General features: G+C 33.2%; 21 protein-coding genes and 1 pseudogene. 20 read left to right on the forward strand and 2 right to left on the reverse strand.

What is annotated here, in order from left to right:
• Positions 1-58 precede the first annotated feature (58 nt).
• Positions 59-442, reverse strand: coding sequence for a TnpV protein (locus CGC63_RS00390; RefSeq protein ID WP_003023120.1), 384 nt, complete (start codon positions 440-442; stop codon positions 59-61).
• Positions 439-2361, reverse strand: coding sequence for a recombinase family protein (locus CGC63_RS00395; protein ID WP_003023119.1), 1923 nt, complete (start codon positions 2359-2361; stop codon positions 439-441). The genes CGC63_RS00390 and CGC63_RS00395 overlap by 4 nt, the downstream gene beginning before the upstream one ends.
• A gap of 55 nt (positions 2362-2416) precedes the next feature.
• Here CGC63_RS00395 and CGC63_RS00400 point away from each other — a divergent pair.
• From CGC63_RS00400 to CGC63_RS00495, 20 genes and pseudogenes are all read left to right on the forward strand, one after another.
• A pseudogene (locus CGC63_RS00400) lies at positions 2417-2602 on the forward strand (ABC transporter substrate-binding protein); the annotation flags it as partial.
• A 15-nt stretch (positions 2603-2617) separates the two neighbouring features.
• Positions 2618-3328: a glycerophosphodiester phosphodiesterase gene (locus CGC63_RS00405; protein WP_040351220.1), complete on the forward strand. Its 711-nt coding sequence runs from the start codon at positions 2618-2620 to the stop codon at positions 3326-3328.
• Between the two features lie 81 nt (positions 3329-3409).
• Complete coding sequence (locus CGC63_RS00410) at positions 3410-4462, forward strand: PTS sugar transporter subunit IIC (protein WP_003023115.1); 1053 nt, start codon at positions 3410-3412, stop codon at positions 4460-4462.
• Between the two features lie 389 nt (positions 4463-4851).
• On the forward strand, positions 4852-5574 hold the full coding sequence (locus CGC63_RS00415) for a CpsB/CapC family capsule biosynthesis tyrosine phosphatase (RefSeq protein WP_003023111.1): 723 nt from the start codon (positions 4852-4854) through the stop codon (positions 5572-5574).
• Positions 5575-5588: 14 nt separating this feature from the next.
• Positions 5589-6326: a YveK family protein gene (locus tag CGC63_RS00420; protein WP_003023110.1), complete on the forward strand. Its 738-nt coding sequence runs from the start codon at positions 5589-5591 to the stop codon at positions 6324-6326.
• Positions 6326-7006 carry a CpsD/CapB family tyrosine-protein kinase gene (locus tag CGC63_RS00425; protein WP_003023109.1) on the forward strand — a complete coding sequence of 227 codons (681 nt, stop codon included), beginning with the start codon at positions 6326-6328 and terminating at the stop codon, positions 7004-7006. The genes CGC63_RS00420 and CGC63_RS00425 overlap by 1 nt, the downstream gene beginning before the upstream one ends.
• Before the next feature lie 30 nt (positions 7007-7036).
• Positions 7037-7906, forward strand: a complete 870-nt coding sequence (locus CGC63_RS00430) for a hypothetical protein (RefSeq protein ID WP_003023108.1) — start codon at positions 7037-7039, stop codon at positions 7904-7906.
• Positions 7907-7937: 31 nt separating this feature from the next.
• Entirely contained in the window at positions 7938-9380 is a 1443-nt protein-coding gene (locus CGC63_RS00435; protein WP_003023106.1) for a sugar transferase, read from the forward strand.
• A gap of 36 nt (positions 9381-9416) precedes the next feature.
• Positions 9417-9884: a PssD/Cps14F family polysaccharide biosynthesis glycosyltransferase gene (gene pssD, locus CGC63_RS00440; RefSeq protein ID WP_003023104.1), complete on the forward strand. Its 468-nt coding sequence runs from the start codon at positions 9417-9419 to the stop codon at positions 9882-9884.
• Positions 9885-9899: 15 nt separating this feature from the next.
• Positions 9900-10403 carry a glycosyltransferase gene (locus CGC63_RS00445; RefSeq protein WP_003023103.1) on the forward strand — a complete coding sequence of 168 codons (504 nt, stop codon included), beginning with the start codon at positions 9900-9902 and terminating at the stop codon, positions 10401-10403.
• A gap of 2 nt (positions 10404-10405) precedes the next feature.
• On the forward strand, positions 10406-11623 hold the full coding sequence (locus tag CGC63_RS00450) for a hypothetical protein (RefSeq protein WP_003023102.1): 1218 nt from the start codon (positions 10406-10408) through the stop codon (positions 11621-11623).
• Positions 11616-12647 (forward strand): glycosyltransferase family 2 protein, encoded by a 1032-nt coding sequence (locus CGC63_RS00455; protein ID WP_040351249.1) that lies wholly within the window; start codon positions 11616-11618, stop codon positions 12645-12647. The genes CGC63_RS00450 and CGC63_RS00455 overlap by 8 nt, the downstream gene beginning before the upstream one ends.
• Positions 12648-12675: 28 nt before the next feature.
• Positions 12676-13659 carry a glycosyltransferase family 2 protein gene (locus CGC63_RS00460; RefSeq protein WP_040351248.1) on the forward strand — a complete coding sequence of 328 codons (984 nt, stop codon included), beginning with the start codon at positions 12676-12678 and terminating at the stop codon, positions 13657-13659.
• Positions 13652-14566 (forward strand): capsular polysaccharide synthesis protein, encoded by a 915-nt coding sequence (locus CGC63_RS00465; protein ID WP_003023099.1) that lies wholly within the window; start codon positions 13652-13654, stop codon positions 14564-14566. The genes CGC63_RS00460 and CGC63_RS00465 overlap by 8 nt, the downstream gene beginning before the upstream one ends.
• Positions 14567-14579: 13 nt before the next feature.
• The gene (locus CGC63_RS00470) at positions 14580-16043 is read left to right on the forward strand and encodes a flippase (protein WP_003023098.1); all 1464 of its coding nucleotides are present in this window, start codon (positions 14580-14582) and stop codon (positions 16041-16043) included.
• Position 16044: 1 nt separating this feature from the next.
• Positions 16045-16746, forward strand: a complete 702-nt coding sequence (locus CGC63_RS00475; protein WP_003023097.1) for a LicD family protein — start codon at positions 16045-16047, stop codon at positions 16744-16746.
• Positions 16747-16782: 36 nt separating this feature from the next.
• Complete coding sequence (locus tag CGC63_RS00480; RefSeq protein ID WP_003023096.1) at positions 16783-17907, forward strand: NAD/NADP-dependent octopine/nopaline dehydrogenase family protein; 1125 nt, start codon at positions 16783-16785, stop codon at positions 17905-17907.
• A gap of 15 nt (positions 17908-17922) precedes the next feature.
• Entirely contained in the window at positions 17923-18981 is a 1059-nt protein-coding gene (locus tag CGC63_RS00485; protein ID WP_003023095.1) for a pyridoxal phosphate-dependent aminotransferase, read from the forward strand.
• A gap of 38 nt (positions 18982-19019) precedes the next feature.
• Positions 19020-20360 carry a Gfo/Idh/MocA family oxidoreductase gene (locus CGC63_RS00490; protein WP_003023094.1) on the forward strand — a complete coding sequence of 447 codons (1341 nt, stop codon included), beginning with the start codon at positions 19020-19022 and terminating at the stop codon, positions 20358-20360.
• A gap of 23 nt (positions 20361-20383) precedes the next feature.
• Entirely contained in the window at positions 20384-21505 is a 1122-nt protein-coding gene (locus CGC63_RS00495) for an acyltransferase family protein (RefSeq protein WP_040351219.1), read from the forward strand.
• Positions 21506-21555 lie beyond the last annotated feature (50 nt).

Consider the following 21555-nt stretch of genomic DNA (forward strand, 5'->3'; position numbering starts at 1 on the left):
AGGAAATACCTGTCGCTTCGTTGACGATATAAAATTGTTGGTTTTGGACTTGATAAAATCAGCAGTAAATCATTTCCTGTCTGATGATTTCTTCGGCTCGGTTACGGATAGAGTTCATGGACTGTACCCACAACATCTGATTGTCTGCTTTCATGGTTTCGGTCACACCCTCGGCTTGTTTCATCTGCTCAATGATAAGGCTGCACCTTTCCGCTGCCTGTTTGTTCAGGTCAGCAAGGTAAGTATGCAGTTCGCCGGATAAACAGAGGGCAGATAACCTTGCAGGGCGGTACTGCTCCAAATATGTCCTGTGCAGTCTGCCCCACATACCGATAGGGCGGTGTTCCTCCGGCAGCTTCAAGTCCGGCACATAGTAATCGCCCACAAGAACATAGTCCAGACCATTGCTTTCATCATGGATTCGTGGTTTCAATTCTGTCATGCTATTTTTTCTCCTTTCACTTTTTGCCGATTTGATTTGCTTGTGGCGTTCTGTTCAACACACACATTGCTATCAGAGCTTTTTTCTTCTGCTATACGCTCATGCTCCGCAAATTCTTTTGATTTCTCACGAATCTTTTTCATATACTTACGATTGGATTCTCGTTTTCTGCGAAGTCGTTCCGCCTCTTTTTCAGCAGCAATCCTTTCTTCCTCGGTTGGTTCATGCTGCTCCACAGGTACTTGAAATTGCCCGACATAGTTAAGATATATCTCCACCTCTGTGGTGCGGTCTGCACCTTTTCCTTGTGGCTCGTGAACCAGAATTTTGTCGATAAATTCATTTATCATGGCAGGAGTAAGTTCTGTAATGTTCTCATACTTTTTGACCAGCTTTAGAAAACGCTCCACATTATTTTGACCGCCTATAATCCGTTGCATATCAGCGGTGTCAGTCTCAATAATCTTGTTCAGCTCGTTCTGCTCATTTTCATAATCAGTAAGCATACTCTGAAAAAGTCTGTCCGGCAATCTTCCAATCACATTATCTTCATAGATTTTCCTGATAAGCATATCCAGTTCGTGAACTCGCTTCTGATTTCTTTCAATGCGGTTTTTTACAGTTTCAGAAACAGCAATATCTTTCATCGCCGATTCTTCTTGCAGAGAATAGACAAACTCCTGCTCATTCAAAGAAACATAATGGCAAGTCTCCTGTATGGTTTTCAGAATGATGCTTTTAAGTGCTTTTGTTGAAATATGGTGGCAAGTACAGTGACGATCATACTTCTGATAAGCAAGATTATAAGTGGAACATTCATAACAATCTGCCGGATTGGAATAACTTGTCCTTTTTTCGCCTTTGGCAGTATAGTATATTCTTTCTCGCCCTTTCCGCTGCCTGTGATTATACATCGGCGCACCACAATCAGCACAGTAAATCTTTCCAGTCAGAACATTAGGCTCGCCCATAGGATCTGCTTTTCTTACATTCTGTCTTAACTTTTGAGCAAGCAGCCATGTTTCTTCATCGACGATAGGCTCTTGTGTATCATCAAAAACCACCCAATCTTCCTTGTCTGCCCTTTTCGTCTTTTTGTCCTTATAGGAATTTTTGAATGTCCTGAAGTTGACAGTCTTTCCGATATACTCTGGTCGGGCAATCAGAGTAGTAACCTGATTTCCTCGCCACATATACGGATTTTCTTTGTCATAGTTGCTTGCATGATTTCCAAGTCCCTTTTTTCCAAGATAATAAGACGGTCTTTCTATTTTTTCTTCTGAAAGTTCTCTTGCTATCTGATAAGGTCCTTTTCCCTCAATAGTCATGCGATAAATTCTGCGGACTACTTCAGCAGCTTCTTCATCAATAATCCAATGGTCGGGGTTTTCGGGGTCTTTCAAATAGCCGTATGGTGGGATATTACTTGTATGAGCGTTGCCGGAAGAACCTCTGGATTTCAGTACAGCTTTAATTTTCTTACTTGTGTCCCTGACAAACCACTCATTCATGATATTCAGAAAAGGGGCAAACTCACTGGTTTCTTGACGGTCACTGTCAATACCATTATTGATTGCTATAAATCGAACTTCCTTTTCTCTAAACAGAATGTCAGTGAAAAAACCTACTTGCAGATGATCTCTGCCGATTCTGGACATATCCTTGCAGATACAGGCAGTGATTTCTCCGTTTTTAACACCTTCAACAAGTCTGTTCCATGAAGGTCTGTCAAAGGTCGCTCCACTCCAACCATCATCGGTAAAATGAACAAGATTCGTAAAGCCATGTTTTATAGCATAATCTTCAAGCATTTGCTTTTGATGAACGATACTGTTACTCTCTCCAGCATTATCATCATCACGAGACAGTCTTTCATACAAAGCAGTAATGCCATTGCTTTTATCTTTTTTTCTTCTCATGCTGAACTCCTTTCTTCAATTCCTATCCACTCCTTACGCTCACAAAATATCACATCAGTTACATGATTCTTCACCAAAATATGTAGGTGCATTGTTAAGCGTATTCCCTGAAGCAAGAGCAACGGTAGAGTCTGAAATTGAAAACCTTCTCAATGGAAATGCAGATGTAAAAACGGCAGTAAAAAATATGGCAGATGCTATTAACAAATCGATTGAAGAATATAATCTTGTAAATCAGTAACAGAGGTGAATGAGCATGACAGAAATATTTGCTCACAGAGGTGCCAGCGGTTATGCCCCAGAAAATACACTGGAGGCTTTCCGTCTGGCAATGGAGCAGGGAGCAGACGGCATTGAACTGGATGTACATCTGACAAAAGACGGAGAAGTAGTGGTTATTCATGATGAAACTCTTAACAGAACCAGCGATGGACAGGGAAAAGTAAGAGATTATACATTAGAAGAATTGAAAAAATTTTCCTTTCACAATCATATAGAAAAATACAAAGGAGTTCAGATACCGACCTTAAAGGAAGTGCTGGATTTGGTAGAAAATTCTTCTATGAAGGTAAATATCGAATTAAAAACAGGTATTTACTGGTACGAAGGAATTGAAGAAAAAACCATAGAAATTGTGAAAAACAAAAAAATGGAAGACCGTGTTATTTATTCTTCTTTCAACCATTATAGTATTCAGAAAATATTAGAGCAGGATATTCATGCAGAAACGGCATATTTGTTCAGTGATGTAACTCTTAATATGGAGAAATATGCAAAAGAGACAGGTGTAAAAGGACTGCATCCGGCAGTTTACCACCTGAAAATGGCAGATTTTCTGGAAACTTACTTAAACAGTGGGTTAAAGGTGCGTGTGTGGACGGTGAATAAGAAAGAAGATATGAAAATGTTTATGGACGCAGGTGTAGATGCGGTGATTACGAATTATCCGGATTTAGCTCGTAAATAGTTGACGAACCCTTTAAAACTGTGCATAATAGATGCTGACTGACAAGACACTTGAAATGACAGTTTGGAAAGGGAAAAGGATATGAAAGAGTTTTTAAAAAGAAAAAATATTATTTTTTCTGCAAAGAGGTACGGAATTGATGCCTTAAGCGCTATGGCACAGGGCTTATTTGCTTCTCTGCTGATTGGTACAATTATCAGTACGCTGGGAGAACAATTCGGAATTGATATTTTAGTGACTGTGGGAACTTACGCAAAGGAAGCAACAGGTGCAGCTATGGCAATCTCTATCGGGTATGCGCTGCAGTGTCCGCCGTTAGTATTGTTTTCACTGGCAGCGGTGGGAATGGCAGCTAATGAGTTGGGCGGAGCAGGAGGACCTCTGGCAGTTCTGGTAGTAACGATTTTTGCAGCAGAGTTCGGAAAATTAGTGTCAAAGGAAACTAAGATTGATATTATTGTAACTCCATTTACAACCATTGCCGTTGGTGTGCTTTTATCCTTGTGGTGGGCGCCGGCAATCGGTTACGCTGCAAGCAGTGTAGGAAATGCTATTATGTGGGCAACAGAGCTGCAGCCATTCTTTATGGGAATTGTAGTTTCTGTGATTGTGGGAATTGCACTGACACTTCCAATCAGCAGCGCTGCAATCTGCGCAGCGTTATCTCTTACCGGGCTTGCCGGAGGAGCAGCAGTAGCAGGCTGTTGCGCACAGATGATGGGATTTGCAGTAATGAGCTTTCGTGAAAACAAATGGGGCGGACTTTTTGCACAGGGAATTGGAACATCCATGCTTCAAATGGGAAATATTGTGAGAAATCCAAAAATCTGGCTGCCTCCTACTTTAGCGTCTGCCATTACGGGACCATTGGCAACCTGCCTGTTTCATATGGAAATGAATGGAGCAGCAGTAGCTTCCGGTATGGGAACTTGTGGCTTTGTAGGTCAGATTGGCGTCTATACAGGATGGGTAAATGATATAGCAAGCGGTGTAAAAGCAGCCATTACACCTATAGACTGGATTGGGATGGCTTTAATCTGCTTTATTCTTCCGGCAGTGTTTACATGGCTGATTGCTATTCCTTTTAGAAAATATGGATGGATTAAAGAAAATGATTTGAAATTAGACTTATAATTATAGGAAAATGGTGTTATAACAAAAAATTACGTTATGGCGCCATTTTTTTAATATTTGTTAAAAATAACTAAAATCAACCAAAAATTTTATAAATTTTGGAGACGAAAAAAGTATGATTTGTTGAAAAAGAGAGGGGATAGTGTTACAATAATTACGATATAATATGCTTATTACATTTATATTGGTCACCAAAGACAAAAATACTAATGAATATGAGACTTCAAGATTGATTGGTGTCCGATTTGCAAAAATACTGAATTTTTGTGACGGGATGGATTTTGAAGTTAAAAATAATTACCCCCTCCCCCTTAAGGAAGTTTAGATGTATAAGGCATTTTAGTAAATTTTTTAGGGGGGGGGTAGTTGTGCAATGAGGTAAAAAAGTTATGAAAAGAATTGATTTACACTGCCATGTTTTGCCGGGGGTGGATGACGGAGCAGCGGACTTTGGAGAAAGTCTGCGTATGCTGAAATCTGCTGCTAAGCAAGGCGTGTATGCAGTTGTTGCAACTTCTCATTATTCCAGACAGTTTCGTAATGAAGAACCGGAACGATTTAGGATGTTAAGAGAAGAACTGCAAAGAAGAGCCCGAATAGAAATTCAGGAGAATTTTACTGTTTATTCGGGACAGGAGGTTTTCTATACAGAGGATGTAGTACAAAAACTGGATGAAAAGAAGCTTCTTACATTAAACGGAAGTTCTTATGTGCTTACAGAATTCCATCCTTCTATGCCATATTCTATGATTATTAATGGAGTAAGAGAATTGACTATGGCACAGTATACACCAATTATTGCTCACTTTGAAAGGTATTCTGCATTAAGAGAAAAGGGACGTGTGGAGGAATTGATTCAAGCAGGTGCTCTCATGCAGATGAATTATAAGCCTATTGGAGGTAAATGGTATGAGGAAACAACCAGATGGTGCAGAAAGATGTTGAAGGAAGGAAATGTTCATTTTCTCGGAAGTGATATGCACAACATGAGAACGAGAAAACCGGAACTTATGGAAGCTTCGCACTGGATGGAAAAACATCTGGATAATGAATATATGAAGGATATTTCTTATGCAAATGCAGAGAAAATTCTGAAAAATAAAATTTTATAAAGAAAAGGATTGAGATGATGGAAAATACGCGTGAAGATGAATTAGAAATTGATTTAAAACAGATTTTTTATGTCTTGAAAGAAAAAATACTGGTTATTCTGGCAGTAGGCTTGCTGTTTGGCTGTCTCAGTTGTGTTGCTACAAAGCTTTTGATTACTCCCACGTATACATCAACCTCCAGTATGCTGCTGTTGACAGATCAAGGGCTTGAAACAGTATCTGATGTGCAGATGGGAACACAGCTTACAAAGGATTACAGTGTACTGATTACAAGCCGTCCTGTTTTAGATGAAACAGTGAAAAACTTAGACTTGGAGTTGCCATATGAGGAACTAAAAGAAAAAATTTCTGTGGAAAATCCGGAAGGAACACGTATTTTAAATATTACAGTAGAAGACTCAGAGCCTAAGATGGCACAGAAGATTGTAAATGAGGTTGCATCTATATCTTCTCAGTTCATTGGGGATAAAATGGAAGTAAAAGCGCCAAAGATTATTGATGAAGGTCAGCTTCCAACGCACAAGGCAAGCCCGAACATGAAAAAAAATGCGCTCTTAGGACTTCTTTTAGGATTATTTTTAAGTGCAGGCATGATTGCAGTAGTAGCGATTATGGACGACACGATTAAGACAGAAGAAGATATAGAAAAATATTTAGGACTGTCCACATTAACCAGCGTACCGGACAGAAAAGATTATATTAACGAAAAGAAACACGGTAAAAAGAAAAAAGGTAAGAAGGGGAGAAAATAATGGAACAGAAAGTCGTATTAACAGATATCAGAAAAAAAGATTATTTTTACGAAGAAGCGATTAAAACCCTTCGTACAAACATTCAATTTACAGGTAAAAATGTAAAGACGATTATGTTTACAAGTTGCTTTCCTAACGAAGGAAAGAGTGATGTGACTTTCCAGTTGTGCCAGGAAATCGGAAATATGGGTAAGAGAGTGCTTCTGATTGATGCGGATATTCGTAAATCTGCTTATGTAAGCCGATATCGTATTAAGCAAAAGGTAAATGGCTTATCTCAGTATTTAAGTGGACAGTTGGCAAAGGAATTTCTTATTTACCAAACGAACTTTCTTAATGTAGATATTATTTTTGCAGGACCTATGGCGCCTAATCCTTCTGAGCTTTTGGAGGAGGAAGCGTTTCGTGAGTTGCTTGCTGAAGTTAGAGGTTATTATGATTATATAATAATTGATACACCACCGGTGGGAAGTGTTATTGATGCGGCGATTATTGCAAAGGAAAGTGATGGAGCTGTGTTAGTAATTGAAAGCGAACGTGTGAGTTATAAGGTGGCACAAAAATCTATGGAACAGTTGGAAAAAACCGGTTGCAAAATACTGGGCGCTGTTTTAAATAAGGTAAATATTGAGAAAAACAAATATTACGGAAAATATGACTATTACTATAAAAGTAAATAGTAAAAAAGATAAAAAGGCAGAGAAAATATAATGAAGAGAAAGAAAAAAAGCTCATGGGCATGGAACTTTTTGCTGTTAATTATATGCGCGGCTCTGACAGTGGCTTTGGCAGGATTTATTGCATGGGATTCAAAGACAGAAGCAGCAAAAAATGAAAAGCTGGTACAGGAAGCAAAAAAAGGAAGCAAAAAAGAAAATATAAAAGGCGAAAATAAATCGGAAAAAGAGGATAACGGCAAGGAAGAAGATGAAAAGCCGAAGGAAGAAAAAAAGGAAGAGCCTCAGATCCCGGCAGGGATTTCTTTCTGGGGTGATGAGTTTTTTACAGCAGAAAACGAACTGCAATATTCTTCCAGAGTAAAATTAGAAGAAAAGCTGAAAGCGGAAGGATATACACTGGAATATGCAAATAAAACACTGGCCGGTGCAGGGACTTTATCAGTAATGAAAATGGCGGGAGTACCGCAGACTGATTTGGACAAATATATTGAGAAGCACAAAGCAAGTGCAGGAGGTACAACTCCTCCGGTGACAGAAACGGGAATTCGTGATTTGACTGCTGAAGAGATGGAACGTTCTGATAAAGACTATATTCCGATTATTACTATGGGATATTATGGCGGATGGAATAAAGATCCTAAGGAATTAGTAGAACAGCAACAGAAGGTTCTGGATACTTTCGGAGCGAATAAAGACAAATTTATCATTGTGGGTGTGAGACCAATGGATGGCAGTGTGAATATACCGGAATATGAAAAGGTGATGAAAGAAACATGGGGAGAACATTACATCAGCACCATTGATATTTGTACTGTTACAACAACGACAGCAGACGGACAGACACAGGTTGCAGATGCACTTTATAATAAGTTGTTAGAATTGGGTTATATTGTAAAATAAAAGAAATTTAGAAGAAACACGAGGTGGGAACATGTATAGAAAGAATGCCAATAGTTGGCTAAAGCATTGGGACTTTATATTATTGGACTTAATTGCGCTGCAAATAGCATATATTTTTTCTTGTATCATGAGAAATGGATGGACTGAGCCTTTTCAATCAAAAATATATCTTACCATAGATATTGTTATATGCTTTGCTGACATTTGTGCATTATATTTTCTGGAGTCCCATCACGGAATTATGAGAAGGGGATATTTTCTGGAGTTCCGAAATGTAGCGTATCATGTTACTATGATAGCAGTTATCGAAGTGTGTTATTTGTTTTTAAGCAAAAACGGAGAAGAATTTTCTCGTATATCTTTTGTAGTATTCTATATAAGCGGAATTTTACTGGTATATATAGAGAGAATTTTATGGAAACAGTATTTACTTCATTATAATAAAAACTTTGCTCAAAAGAGAAAAATGATAGCTGTATTAACCAGTCATAATGCAAAGAGGCTTATTGAACGGGCTCTTGACACACAGTATAAAGAATGGGAAATCGTGGGAATTGTACTGGCAGACAAAAGCGATATGGTAGACAGCGATATTCTGGGAATTCCCGTTGTATGTAAGGCAGAAGAAATTCCGGATTATATTCAGACAAAGTGGATTGATAGTATTTGGATTCATGTGGAAAGAAAATATCAATTACCTCTTGAGCTGGTAAATACTTGTATTGAGATGGGCGTTACTGTACATAATACATTAATTAATGTAGATGCTTATTCGGGAACAAAAGAAGTAAGGAAAATTGGAAGTTACCATGTGTTAACTGCAAGTCTAAATATGGCAACACCATTACAGCTTCTTGTAAAGAGGATTATGGATATCTGCGGAGGATTTGTGGGATTGTTATTTACAGGAATTGCCACATTGTTCCTTGCACCGGCAATCTATATTGCTTCTCCGGGACCAATCTTCTTCTCTCAGGTGAGAATTGGTAAAAATGGAAGAAAGTTTAAAATCTATAAGTTCCGCAGTATGTATATGGATGCAGAAGAACGGAAGAAAGAATTGATAGATAAAAACGAGATGCAGGGACTGATGTTTAAAATGGATGCAGATCCACGAATTATCGGCAGCGGACCGGACGGAACGAAAAAGGGTTTAGGCTGGTTTATTCGAAAAACTTCTCTTGATGAATTTCCGCAGTTCTGGAATGTATTAAAAGGAGATATGTCTCTGGTAGGGACAAGACCACCGACAGTAGATGAATGGAACCAATATGACTATCATCACCGTGCACGTATGGCAATTAAGCCGGGCATCACAGGAATGTGGCAGGTAAGCGGAAGAAGTGATATTACAGACTTTGAAGAAGTGGTAAGACTGGATAGAGAGTATATTGAGAAGTGGAATTTAGGATTGGATATTAAGATCTTGTTTAAGACAGTGATGGTAGTGTTTAAGGGAAGTGGATCGAAATAAAAATGTTATAGCTAGGGTTGTAAGAGGAAATTAATAATGAATAAAAAGAAAGATATGAAAGTCTGTCTGGTGGGATCATCAGGCGGACATTTAACACATTTATATATGTTAAAACCATTTTGGGAAAGTAAAGAACATTTTTGGGTTACTTTTGATAAAGAAGATGCAAGGAGTTTGCTGGAAAATGAGAAAATGTATTCGTGTTATTTTCCGACAAACAGAAATATAAAAAATTTATTGCGGAATACAGTATTAGCATGGAAAGTTTTGAGAAAAGAGAGGCCCAATTTAATAATTTCATCTGGAGCAGCGGTAGCAGTCCCATTTTTTTATTTGGGGAAATTATTTGGTGCAAAGTTGATTTATATAGAAGTATTTGACAGAATTGATAAACCTACGATGACTGGAAAGTTGGTGTATCCAATTGTAGATAAATTTATTGTGCAATGGGAAGAACAAAAAAAGGTTTATAAGAAAGCGATTAATTTAGGTAGCATATTTTAAAATGAGGTTGAGAGAATGATATTTGTAACAGTTGGAACGCATGAACAGCCATTTGATAGGTTAATAGAATGTATTGATAATTTAAAAAAAGAAGGAAACATTAAAGAAGAAGTTATTATACAAACTGGATTTAGTACTTACGAACCTAAGTACTGTGAGTGGAAAAACTTGTTACCATATAAACAAATGGTAGAGAATGTTTCTAAAGCAAGAATTGTTATAACTCATGGTGGACCGGCAAGTTTTATTATGCCTTTACAAATGGGGAAAATACCAATTGTGGTTCCGAGACAAAAGAAATATAATGAACATGTAAATGATCATCAGGTGGAGTTTGTAGAGCAAGTTGCAAAGAGAATGGAAAACATTTTGGTTGTGGAAGAGATTGCAGATATGAAGAGAAAAATTCTTGAGTATGACAAATTAGTAAACAGAATGAAAAAGAGACAGAATAGTAATAATGAAAGGTTTAATGCTAACTTTGCTCAAATTGTATCAGAGATTATAAAAGGTGACTAGAAATGATTTTAAACATTAAGAAATTAGTTAATATATTTTTAATGACTCAATTGATATTTTGCTTATTTAATGAGTTATTATATTCGTTAAATGAAAATATGAGCGTGCTTTTTTATATTCCAGATATTTTATGTGTTATTAACATTTTCTTGGTTTTTATTATGAATAGGGATAAGATTCGATTAAGAATTTCTATAGAAATGTATTATGGACTGATAGCTATACTATTTATAATTTATTCTATTCTTAGTTTTTCTTGGTCATCTTATAATTATTATGATGCTTTTTTAAGATTACGATATATTTTAGGAGGGTTTTTGACATTCTTTATTTGTGAAAAGTACTTAAGCGATTGGTTTTACGTACAAATAATTAATTTGATGAGTACTGTACAAATAATTAATTTGTTTTTAGTATCATATCAACTGATTATCTTGAAGTTACATCCGGATTTTTGTAATGGCATATTTGGATTTACACAGTATAATAATGCTATGCAAGGGATTTTTTGTTTGGCTATTTCTTTACTGGCAGTAATATATTTTGTAGATGGAAGATGGAAATGGAAGCGTTCAGTTTTGCAGATTGCTCTTTCGTGTATTATATGTGCCTTAGCTGAGATAAAGATTTTTTTTGTTATGTTTGTTATAGGAGTTTTTTTAATATTTTTATTAAGAAAAAAAAATAGAAGGCAGAAAATTCGAGTTACGATTATTATATTAGGAATAGTTGGATTACTTATTGTAGCATATCAAGTGTTAAAAATTGTTATGCCTGAAAATTTAAGGGTGTTTCAAAGTTTAGAAGGTGCATTGTTTTATGAAGATAGAACAACATATGCAGGAAGAACAAATACAATACCTTTTGTATATCATAATGTTTTCGAAAACGATTGGATGTTTGCTCTGTTTGGAACTGGGATTGGAACTAATGCAGGTCAATATATTTATGAGTTAGGGAAAAGCTTTGCAGACTTAGGATTTATAGGCTTGGGATTATTAATGGCGTTTTTGGGATGTGTTTTTTTGTCTGGAATATATCAAAAAAAAGAATATATTGAGACTGAGCAGTTTTCAACAGCTATATTTTCTATTATGATTGTGATAGGTGTAATAGTTTGGAATTGTTTGTTTACAAGATGTACATATCTTGTGTTTTTCTTTTTATCAATAAGAAATGTAAAAGGATTTAGGGACAATGAATATAGAAAAGATGAGTAGTGAATATAAAGTAAGTGTTATAATACCAGTATATAATGCAGAAAAAACAATAAAAAAAGCTATAGATAGTGTTCTAGCACAATCTATGAATAACATACAAATAGTTGTTATAAATGATGGCTCTACAGATAGTACACTTAATATTTTACAATCATATGCGGATTTGAAAAATTTAAAGTTAATTAATCAAAAAAATGCAGGAGTTTCTACTGCGAGAAATAATGGGATTAAAAATGCGGATGGTGAATTTTTGTTTTTTTTAGATTCAGATGATTGGCTAGATCCATATCTGCTAGAAATGATGATTAATTATGCAGAAAAAAATAATTTAGATTTAGTGGCGTGTAGTCATATTGAAAGAAATGCTACACTTTATGGTGGTAATCAAAATTTAGCAACGAAATTCGTTGCTAGAACATTAGAAGAAATTGGTTCAAAAGTTTTTGATATTTTTCCTAAGAGCGCATGTGCGAAAATTTTTAGAAAAGAGATTATACAAAAAAATGATATTTTTTTCCCAGAAAAAATGCAATTGGGGGAGGATTTATATTTCACTTATTTATTTTTATTAAAAACAAATACTATTGGAAAAGTAGAAAATGTTTATTATCATATTGAAAATGTTAATCCAGATTCTTTGTCTAAGCGTTATGTGGAAAACATAGAACAGGATTTAGATAAACAATTTGTATTATGGGAAAAGTTGTTTTGTAAATATCCAAATGCAAGAAAAGAATATTACAAAAATCATATGTATTTGCCGTTTACCATAATGTCTATGTATGCTAATAATTTGCATAAAAAGGGATGTAAGTTAGATTTTATTCAAAAATGTAAAATATTAAATCGGTATATGGAACAGCATAAAGAATGGTTTAATAAAACAGAACAGAAATTATATGGTCCTAAAAATATGTTGGAGAAGTGTTTATATATTATTTTTAATACTCATAACACAGTTGTGATAAACCTATTTTTTCAATTTAAAGAATATATAAAAAGAAAGAAACAAAAATATAAATAAAATGCCATGTCAGAGGAGGACTATGTTAGTGTCAGAATTAATATCAATAATAATTCCTATTTATAATGTAGAAGATTATCTAGAAAGATGTATAAAAAGTATACAGCAACAGACATATAAAAATTTGGAAATTATTTTAGTGAATGATGGATCCACAGATGGGAGTACAGAAGTCGCTTTGGAATTTTGCCAGATGGATCCACGCATTAAGCTTGTCAATAAAAAAAATGGTGGTTTATCAGATGCTCGAAATGTAGGGATTGATGTGTGCAAAGGAAAATATATTGTTTTCGTTGATTCTGATGATTATGTAGAAGCTCGTTATGTAGAACTATTATATAAATCTCTAGTATCTAATAATGCACAAATGGCAGTTTGTTCTTTCAATATTGTTAATGATAATGGAAGTGTAATAAAAAGAAAGTTAGTAAGTGAAAAAAAGAATGAAATTATAACAGGGCGTGAAATGCTTAACAGAGTAATGCGTGCGGATGGATATAAATATGTTGTTGCATGGAACAAAATATATGCATCAAATTTACTCGAGGATCTTAGATTTGAAAAAGGAAAATTATATGAAGATGAATTTTTTAATTTTGAAGTATCTTATAATTTAACTAAAGTAAGTTTTGTGGCAGAACCATTATATAATTATGTACAACGAGCTGGAAGCATAAAACTATCGGAGCTTACTAACGAGAAAATAGAAATGCAAAAAGAAATGCATGAAAAACGTATAAGTTTTTATAAAGATAATAAAGATAAGGAATTGTATGAACGAGCTATTCAAATGTACTGTAATTGGATGGTTAATATTGTAATAGAAGCAAGGGGAATAATTAACAGGGATTTACTAAAAAGTTTTAAAAGAAGCAAAAAAGTTTTCCTGTTATCGATGTGTACAAGACAAAGTTCCTATGGCGAAAAAATTCAAGATTGTATTGCTATTTTTTCACTATTCGTTGCAGCAAAAATAAAAAAAAGAAGAAAAGAGAAGATAGAAAATGATTAAAAAGGTAGTACAAGCTATTGAGGATGGAAGTATAGGCGAAAAAATTCTTAGAAAAATTCATCATAATTTTCCAATTTATATAGTTAATAATAATAATTTGGAATTTCAGTTAAGGATGTATAAAGTATATCAAAAATATTCTAAAAAATATCAAGACATAATAAAAGAAGGAGTACAGTCCAAAGAAACAAAGAAATCAAAAATAGTTTGGATTTGTTGGTTTCAAGGAGAAGAAGTTGCGCCTCCCTTAGTAAAAGCGTGTATTGCATCGGTACGAAAAAATCTTTGTGAGTATGATGTTATTGTATTAACACAAAAAAACATATCTGATTATGTTAAATTTCCAGAATATATAGAAAGTAAGTGGGAAAAGGGAAAGATTCCATTTGCACATTATTCCGATTTGTTGAGAATTGAATTATTGTGTAAATATGGAGGGATTTGGATTGATGCGACTGTTTACTGTACATCGAAAGTACCAAAGTATATTTCTGATGTACCATTATTTTTATATAAGCAGATGGATTTAATACGTATGGATGAGATGCCTAGTATAGCATCAAGTTGGTTTATATCATCCGTTAGTAATAATAAAATTTTACTATTAACAAGGAAATTACTCTTTACATATTGGAAAGAGCATTCAAATTTAAATAATTATTTTTTATTTCATATTTTTTTAACAATGTCAGCACGCCGTTATTCCCAAGAATGGGAAAAAATACCTACATTCAATAACCACAGCCCCCATACATTGTTTTTTGAGTTACAAACAAAATTTAATAAGGAACGATGGGAAGAAATAAAACGAATTTCTTGCTTTCATAAACTAAATCATCACATAGAGTATGAAAATATAGAAGGAACATATCTTGAAAGTATTTTGAATATGGAAAATAACATTTAAGAAAGATGAGACCATGAAAAAAACAAATATAGTAGTAAATTTTTTATATAATATAGGATACCAAATTTTGGCCATTGTAATTCCTCTTATAACATCCCCATATTTAGCGAGAACTTTAGGTGCAGAAAAGATAGGTATAAATTCATGGACTTATTCAATTGTATTTTATTTTATGATATTTGCAATGCTAGGGATTTCTAATTACGGAAATAGAACTATTGCAATGGCAAGAGTAAATAAAAAAGATATTAACAAAACTTTTTCTAGCATATATACATTTCAGTTATTTATGTCAGTAGTAATGTTAGTGCTATACAGTATTTATGTTATATTTTGGGCAAAGAAATATATGGTGATATCAGCTATACAAGCATTTTTTATTTTAGCTAATGCAGTGGATATTACATGGTATTTTTACGGGATGGAAGAATTTAAAACGACAGTTCTTAGAAATTGCTTTGTTAAAATCTTTGGACTTATTTGTATATTTATTTTTGTAAAGACGCCAGATGACTTGTGGAAATTTACTTTTATAAATGCAGGATCTATGTTTTTGGGACAACTCATTATATGGCCCCAATTAATAAAACAAATAAAGTTTGTTAAAGTAAAGTTGTCAGATGTTTTGCCTCATATACGACCAATTTTGATATTATTTTTACCAGTACTGGCAATTAGCGTTTTCGCAAATATGGATAAGTATATGATAGGGGTTTTTAGCAATGTAGTGGAAAGTGGTTTTTATGAGAATACTGATAAAATAATAGGGATTCCTAAAGCAGTAATTACCGCTTTAGGGACAGTAATGCTACCGAGAACAGCAAATCTTATAGCAGAAGGGAAAGAAAAGGAAAGTAAACAATATATAGAAAATACCATGTTCTTTACAGTATGTTTAGGAAGTGCATTTGTATTTGGGATGATGTCAGTAGCAGATATATTTTCAGTGGTATTTTGGGGAGAGGAGTTTAGAGAATGTGGAGAGTTAATAGCTTGTATGGCACCAGCAGTATTGTTTTCTGTCTTTGGCAATGTAATTAGAACACAGTATTTAATTCCGAGATCAAAGGATAAAGAGTATACAATATCCTTGATTATTGGTGCAATAGTAAATTTATGTGTTAATTTAGTATTAATACCTGAATTAGGTGCAATGGGAGCGGTTATGGGAACCTTAATAGCAGAATTTACAATGACTTTTTTACAAAGTTGGTTTGTAAAGAATGCTTTGCCAATAAAAAATTATATTTTCAACAATATGATTTTTTTGATTATGGGATTAATTATGTATTGGTTATTGAATAGTATTAAAAAATGTGTATCGATTAATACTATAAGCCTTATTATTTTGATAATAATAGGTGTTTTTATCTATTTTTTCATGCTTACTATTTATTTCTTTATATCAAAGAGAGAGATGTGTGTTAAGATTAAAAAAGAAATTCTAATAAAAATAATGAGTAGGAAGAGGGGATAGTATGAATTTTTATAAATTAAAAATGCAAATAAAACATATTCCATGTGTTGACTATCTTTATGGAAAGTTAATTGGAAACAGAAAGGTTATTGATATGGAAAAGAGAAAAAAAGAAGCATTAAAAATGGAAGGGGCGGGTATAACACAAGAAATTTTTGATATATTATCAAAAAGCGAAGCTCGCTATTTTGTTGATATGGGAACTTTACTTGGAATAGTTAGAAATCAAGGATTATTATCATGGGATAATGATATGGACTATGGGGTAATTATAGATGAAAAGTTCAATTGGGATAAGCTAGAAGAATTGTTAAATAAAAAGGGCATTAGAAAAGTACGACAATTTATTTATGAGAATAAAGTGGTCGAGCAGACCTATGAAAAAAAAGGAGTTCTTATAGACTTTTTTGGACATTACATAAAGGACAATGGTAGTATATTTTATTCATTTACAAGAGAAAAAGATACAATATATGATTCTCCAAATATATTTGAGACTGTGAGATTTGATGTGTGTGTATTAAATAAAATGAAGCTAGTAAAATATAATGATATAACGTGGAGCATTCCAGAAAATGCGGAAGAATATTTAGCATGTTTATATGGTGAAGACTGGAAAATCCCAAATCCTGATTGGGTTAGTTATTCAGGACCTTGCTGTAAAAAAATCCCGAATCAATATGGATGTTTAGAAATGTTTTGAAAGATTACTAACTTTAAAGGGAAAGGGGATTAAATTATGAATATTACAATAGTTGGTGCCGGCAACATGGGGCTTGCAATGGCTGGATATTTTTCGGTCAATACAGAGCATAATATTATATTGTTTACGAATAAAGATATTTATAGACGTGAAAAATTGGTTTTACACGAGATAGAAGAAAAAAAATGTACTGAGATTAAAGGAATACATACTACTAATTCGATAAAAGAAGCTTTCCAAAGTACGGATATTGTTTTTTGTACATATCCAGCTTTTTTAAGAAAAAAATTCATAGAACAAATAGAAGATATTATTTCTCCGACAGCTATGTTAGGATTTATACCAGGATATGGTGGTGCTGAATTTTGTTGTAAAAAAATGCGCGAAAGAGGAGTTACTATTTTTGGATTGCAAAGAGTTCCATATGTAGCAAGAGTAAATGAAACAAATGATGAAATCATTGCAGGGATATTGTCAAAAAAGAAAAAATTATATGCAGCAGCTATTCCTTATAATAAGACGCAAGAGATTTCGAATATTATTGAAGGATTATTAGATATACCTTGTGAAGCATTAAAAGAATATCTTGCGATTACTTTAGCTCCTTCAAATCCTTTATTACATATATCAGGACTATATAATGTTTTTAGAAACTATAAAGAAGGCGATGTGTTTAAAGAACAGTTAAGCTTTTATGAAGAGTGGAATGATTTTACATCAGAGCTTCTTTTTGAATATGATGCAGAATTACAAGAAATTTGTAATAAATTAGAACCATTAGATTTAGAAGAAGTAGTACCATTATCTATATATTACGAATCGCGGACACCACAGGATATGACATTGAAACTAAAAAGTATAGAACCTTTTAAAGCTGTTATGGTTCCACTTAAAGAGGTTGAGGACGGATTTGTTCCTGATTTTACATCCCGTATGTTTGTGGAGGATTTTCCTTTTGGTGTATGCGTTATTAAAGATTTTGCGCGTATTGTAGATGTGAAAACTCCAGTTATAGATATGCTTTTAAGATTTTATGAAGAAAAAACTAATCATAGATATTTTAATAATGATGGATCGTATACAACAGAAATAAAGGAAACAGGGGTTCCAGGGTTATATGGAATTAATACCATAGAAGATATAATTAAATTTTATCATTAGAGAGGAAGAATATAGATGTACTATTTGAATAAAAATGTTGAAGATTTAGATAGAGTATTTGACCAGAATAAAAGAGAAGGTTTTTTAAGACTGGATTTAAATGAAAATCCGGGAGGATTACCTCAGAAATTTATAGAAGAGGTACTAAGTGAAATTACTCCTGAATTTGTTTCTCAATATCCAGAAACTTTAGAATTTACAGAAATGTTAGCTCAATTTGTAGGAACAGATATAGAACATATTTGTTTGGTGAATGGATCTTCAGAAGGAATTCGATACATAATAGAGGCATTTTCTTCTCCTAAGGGTAAGATTGTAGGGGTTACACCAACATATGCAATGTTTGAAGTATATTCAAAAATGTACGATAGAAATTTTATACCAGTTCCATATACAGAAAATTTAGAGATGCCAGTATCTAATATTATTGAAAAATTGAATCCAGAAATAGAATTATTAATTTTGCTTAATCCCAATAATCCTATGGGAAACGCTTATACAGAGGAAGAAATGAAAAGGGTCATTTGCAAGGCTAAAGAGAATGAAATTACAGTGGTTATTGATGAGGCTTATTTATATTTTTATCCAAAGACCTTTGTTGAGTATGCATTAAAAGAAGAACATATTTTTGTCACAAGAACATTTTCTAAGTTATTTTCACTTGCTGGATGTAGGCTGGGATATGTAGTGGGATGGCCAGAAGGAATAAAGATGGTTCAAAAATTATGTACACCTCATAATGTAAATGCATTTGCAATGAAATTTGCAAAAGCAATTATAGAAAAAGACGGAATGTTAGATGATTTAATAAAACTTCAAAAAGAAGGTAAAGCATATTTGATTTCTTCGTTACAGAAACATAATTATGAGTTTAATGCAAAAGAAGGCAATTTTATCTTTATAAAACCTAAGACAGATGCAGAAAACCTAGTTAAAAGAATGAAATTAGAAAAGAGAATTTTAATTAAGACTTATTCTGGGATTGGAAGTTTAGGAAATTGTTTACGTGTTACAACAGGCGAAGAAAAATATATGAAACAATTTTTGAAGGCATTATATGAGTTAGATAAATAAAAAGGTTAAAAATGTAACTAAAGATTGGAGAGGTAAAAATGGTTAAGGTAATAACATATGGAACCTACGACCTTTTGCACTATGGGCATATAAAATTACTTGAGAGAGCAAAAAAACTGGGTGATTATCTTATTGTTGGGGTAACAGCAGATGATTTTGATAAGACAAGGGGAAAGATTAATGTACAACAATCGCTAATTGAAAGAATTGAAGCTGTTAGAAATACAGGTTTAGCAGATGAAATTATTGTGGAAGAGTATGAAGGTCAGAAAATTGATGATATAAAGAAATATGATGTGGATATTTTCACAGTTGGCTCAGATTGGGTTGGGTGTTTTGACTATTTAAAAGAATATTGTGAAGTTATTTACTTGGAACGTACAGAAGGGGTTTCAAGTTCTGAAATACGATCTGAGAAACGTTCTATATCTATAGGCTTAGTTGGAACTTCAGGATTTCTTAATAAAATTTTACATGAATGTGAATATGTCAATGGTGCTCACATAGAAGGGATTTGTTCAGATAATTTAAGTAATATGGAAGGTGATATGAAACAGTTACCATTGCTTACAGATGATTATAGTGAATTACTTGAAAAGGTAGATGCAGTGTTTATTCATTCATATCCAACAGCACATTATGAACAAGTAAAAGAAGCTTTGAAACAAGGAAAAAACGTTTTATGTGAATCTCCTATAGCTCTTAATAGAGAAGAATGCCAAGAATTATTTAGAATTGCGAATGAGAAAAAGTTAGTTTTAATGGAGGCGTTAAAAACTGCGTATTCGACTGCTTTTTCAAGATTATTGCTTCTGATAAAAGGGGGTAAAATAGGAAATGTAGTTTCGATAGATGCAACCTGTACAAGTTTGCGAGAAGTGGATGTAAGTAAAGATTTGAAAAAAGGTTGGAACAGTATTACTGCATGGGGACCAACAGCGATGCTTCCGATATTCCAATTGTTAGGAACAGAATACAGAGAATTTGAAATTATTTCTCAATATTTAGATGATGAACAGAATTATGATTTATTTACAAAAATTAATTTTATTTACGATAGTGCAGTTGCTTCAATAAAAGTAGGAACAGGAGTTAAATCGGAAGGGGAATTAATAATATCAGGAACTAAAGGATATGCTTATGTTCCCGCACCTTGGTGGAAAACAGATTACTTTGAAATTAGATATGAAAATCCTGTAAATAATAAGAGATATTTTTATCAATTAGATGGTGAAGGGATACGTAACGAAATAGTAGCGTTTGTTCGTTCAATAAACAAAGCAAAAAACTTATCTAATATAGAACAACAAGTAACAGAGAAAATTTCACAGGTGATGGATAGTTTCAATAACAAGAAAAATGTAAAGATAATTAAGTAACGACTATTACAGGAGGAAAATCATTGGAGTGTTCAAAGAAAAGAGAGTCTAATCTTGAAATGCTAAGGATTGTTGCAATGCTTCTGATTGTAGCACAACATATTGTAGAAAGAGGGGTAGAGGGGGGGGGGTGGACTGCACTCAAAGTCCCCTTTTCTTTTAATTTTGTTACTACAGTAATTATAGGAATTTGGGGGCAATTAGGGGTTTTACTTTTTGTTATTATTAGTTCTTGGTTTCTTGTTGATAGACAGGGAATTAAGAGCAAAAAAATTTTAAGTTTAGTATTTCAAACATGGAGTACGTGTGTAGTTTTAATAGTTGTATTTCTGTTTTTTAAGCCGGAAATGTTAAATTTCAAATTAATAGTGAAGGAACTATTGACACCCGCTGTTAAACAATATTGGTTTATAACAACATTTCTTGTGTTTTATTTGATAGTGCCATTGTTACAAAAAAGTATTGCAGGGTTAAGTAATATAGCACTAAGGAATATATGTATAGTTTTAACAATGATTATACCTGTATATAATTATTTTTCAACCAATGTAGGAGATACGTTGGCTGATTTTTGTTATATTTTTTACCTTGTTGCGTACTTAAAAAGAAATAAGGATAATTTTTTTGAAAAATATAATAAACTGGGATTTGCCGGAATGGCACTAATTGTAAGTATCCTTTTATTAGTTAAAATAGTATTGCCGGATTCAATACTGGGTAAAAATGGAACAGACTTATTTATGAAATTATTTCTTGCATTAAGAGGGAGAACTCTTTTAATGGTTATAATTTCTGTATGTATTTTTTACTATTTTAAAAATTTAAAGTTTTCTTATTATAAGGTAATTAATATTATTGGTGGTTCCACATTCGGTGTTTACATTATTCATGAAAATTTTCTATTAAGAGGAGATGGAATGAAATCTTTTTTATGGGATGGAGTATTCCACATGGATTGGTGGTATAATAACTCATTTTGTTTTTTTATAATACATATTATTGTTACAATATCTGTATTTGCAGTATGTATTGTAATCGATTTATTGAGAAAAAACACAGTTGGTAAATTGTTTGATAAGAATAAAAAAATAAATGAGTTTTGCATTAGATTTGATGATTGGTATTCTAATCAATTGTTTAAATAATATAAATAATCTGAAATTTAGTGGCGACAGCATTATCCTATTATTAACCA

It is taken from the genome of Blautia hansenii DSM 20583, from assembly GCF_002222595.2.
In the GTDB taxonomy this organism is placed as follows: domain Bacteria; phylum Bacillota; class Clostridia; order Lachnospirales; family Lachnospiraceae; genus Blautia; species Blautia hansenii.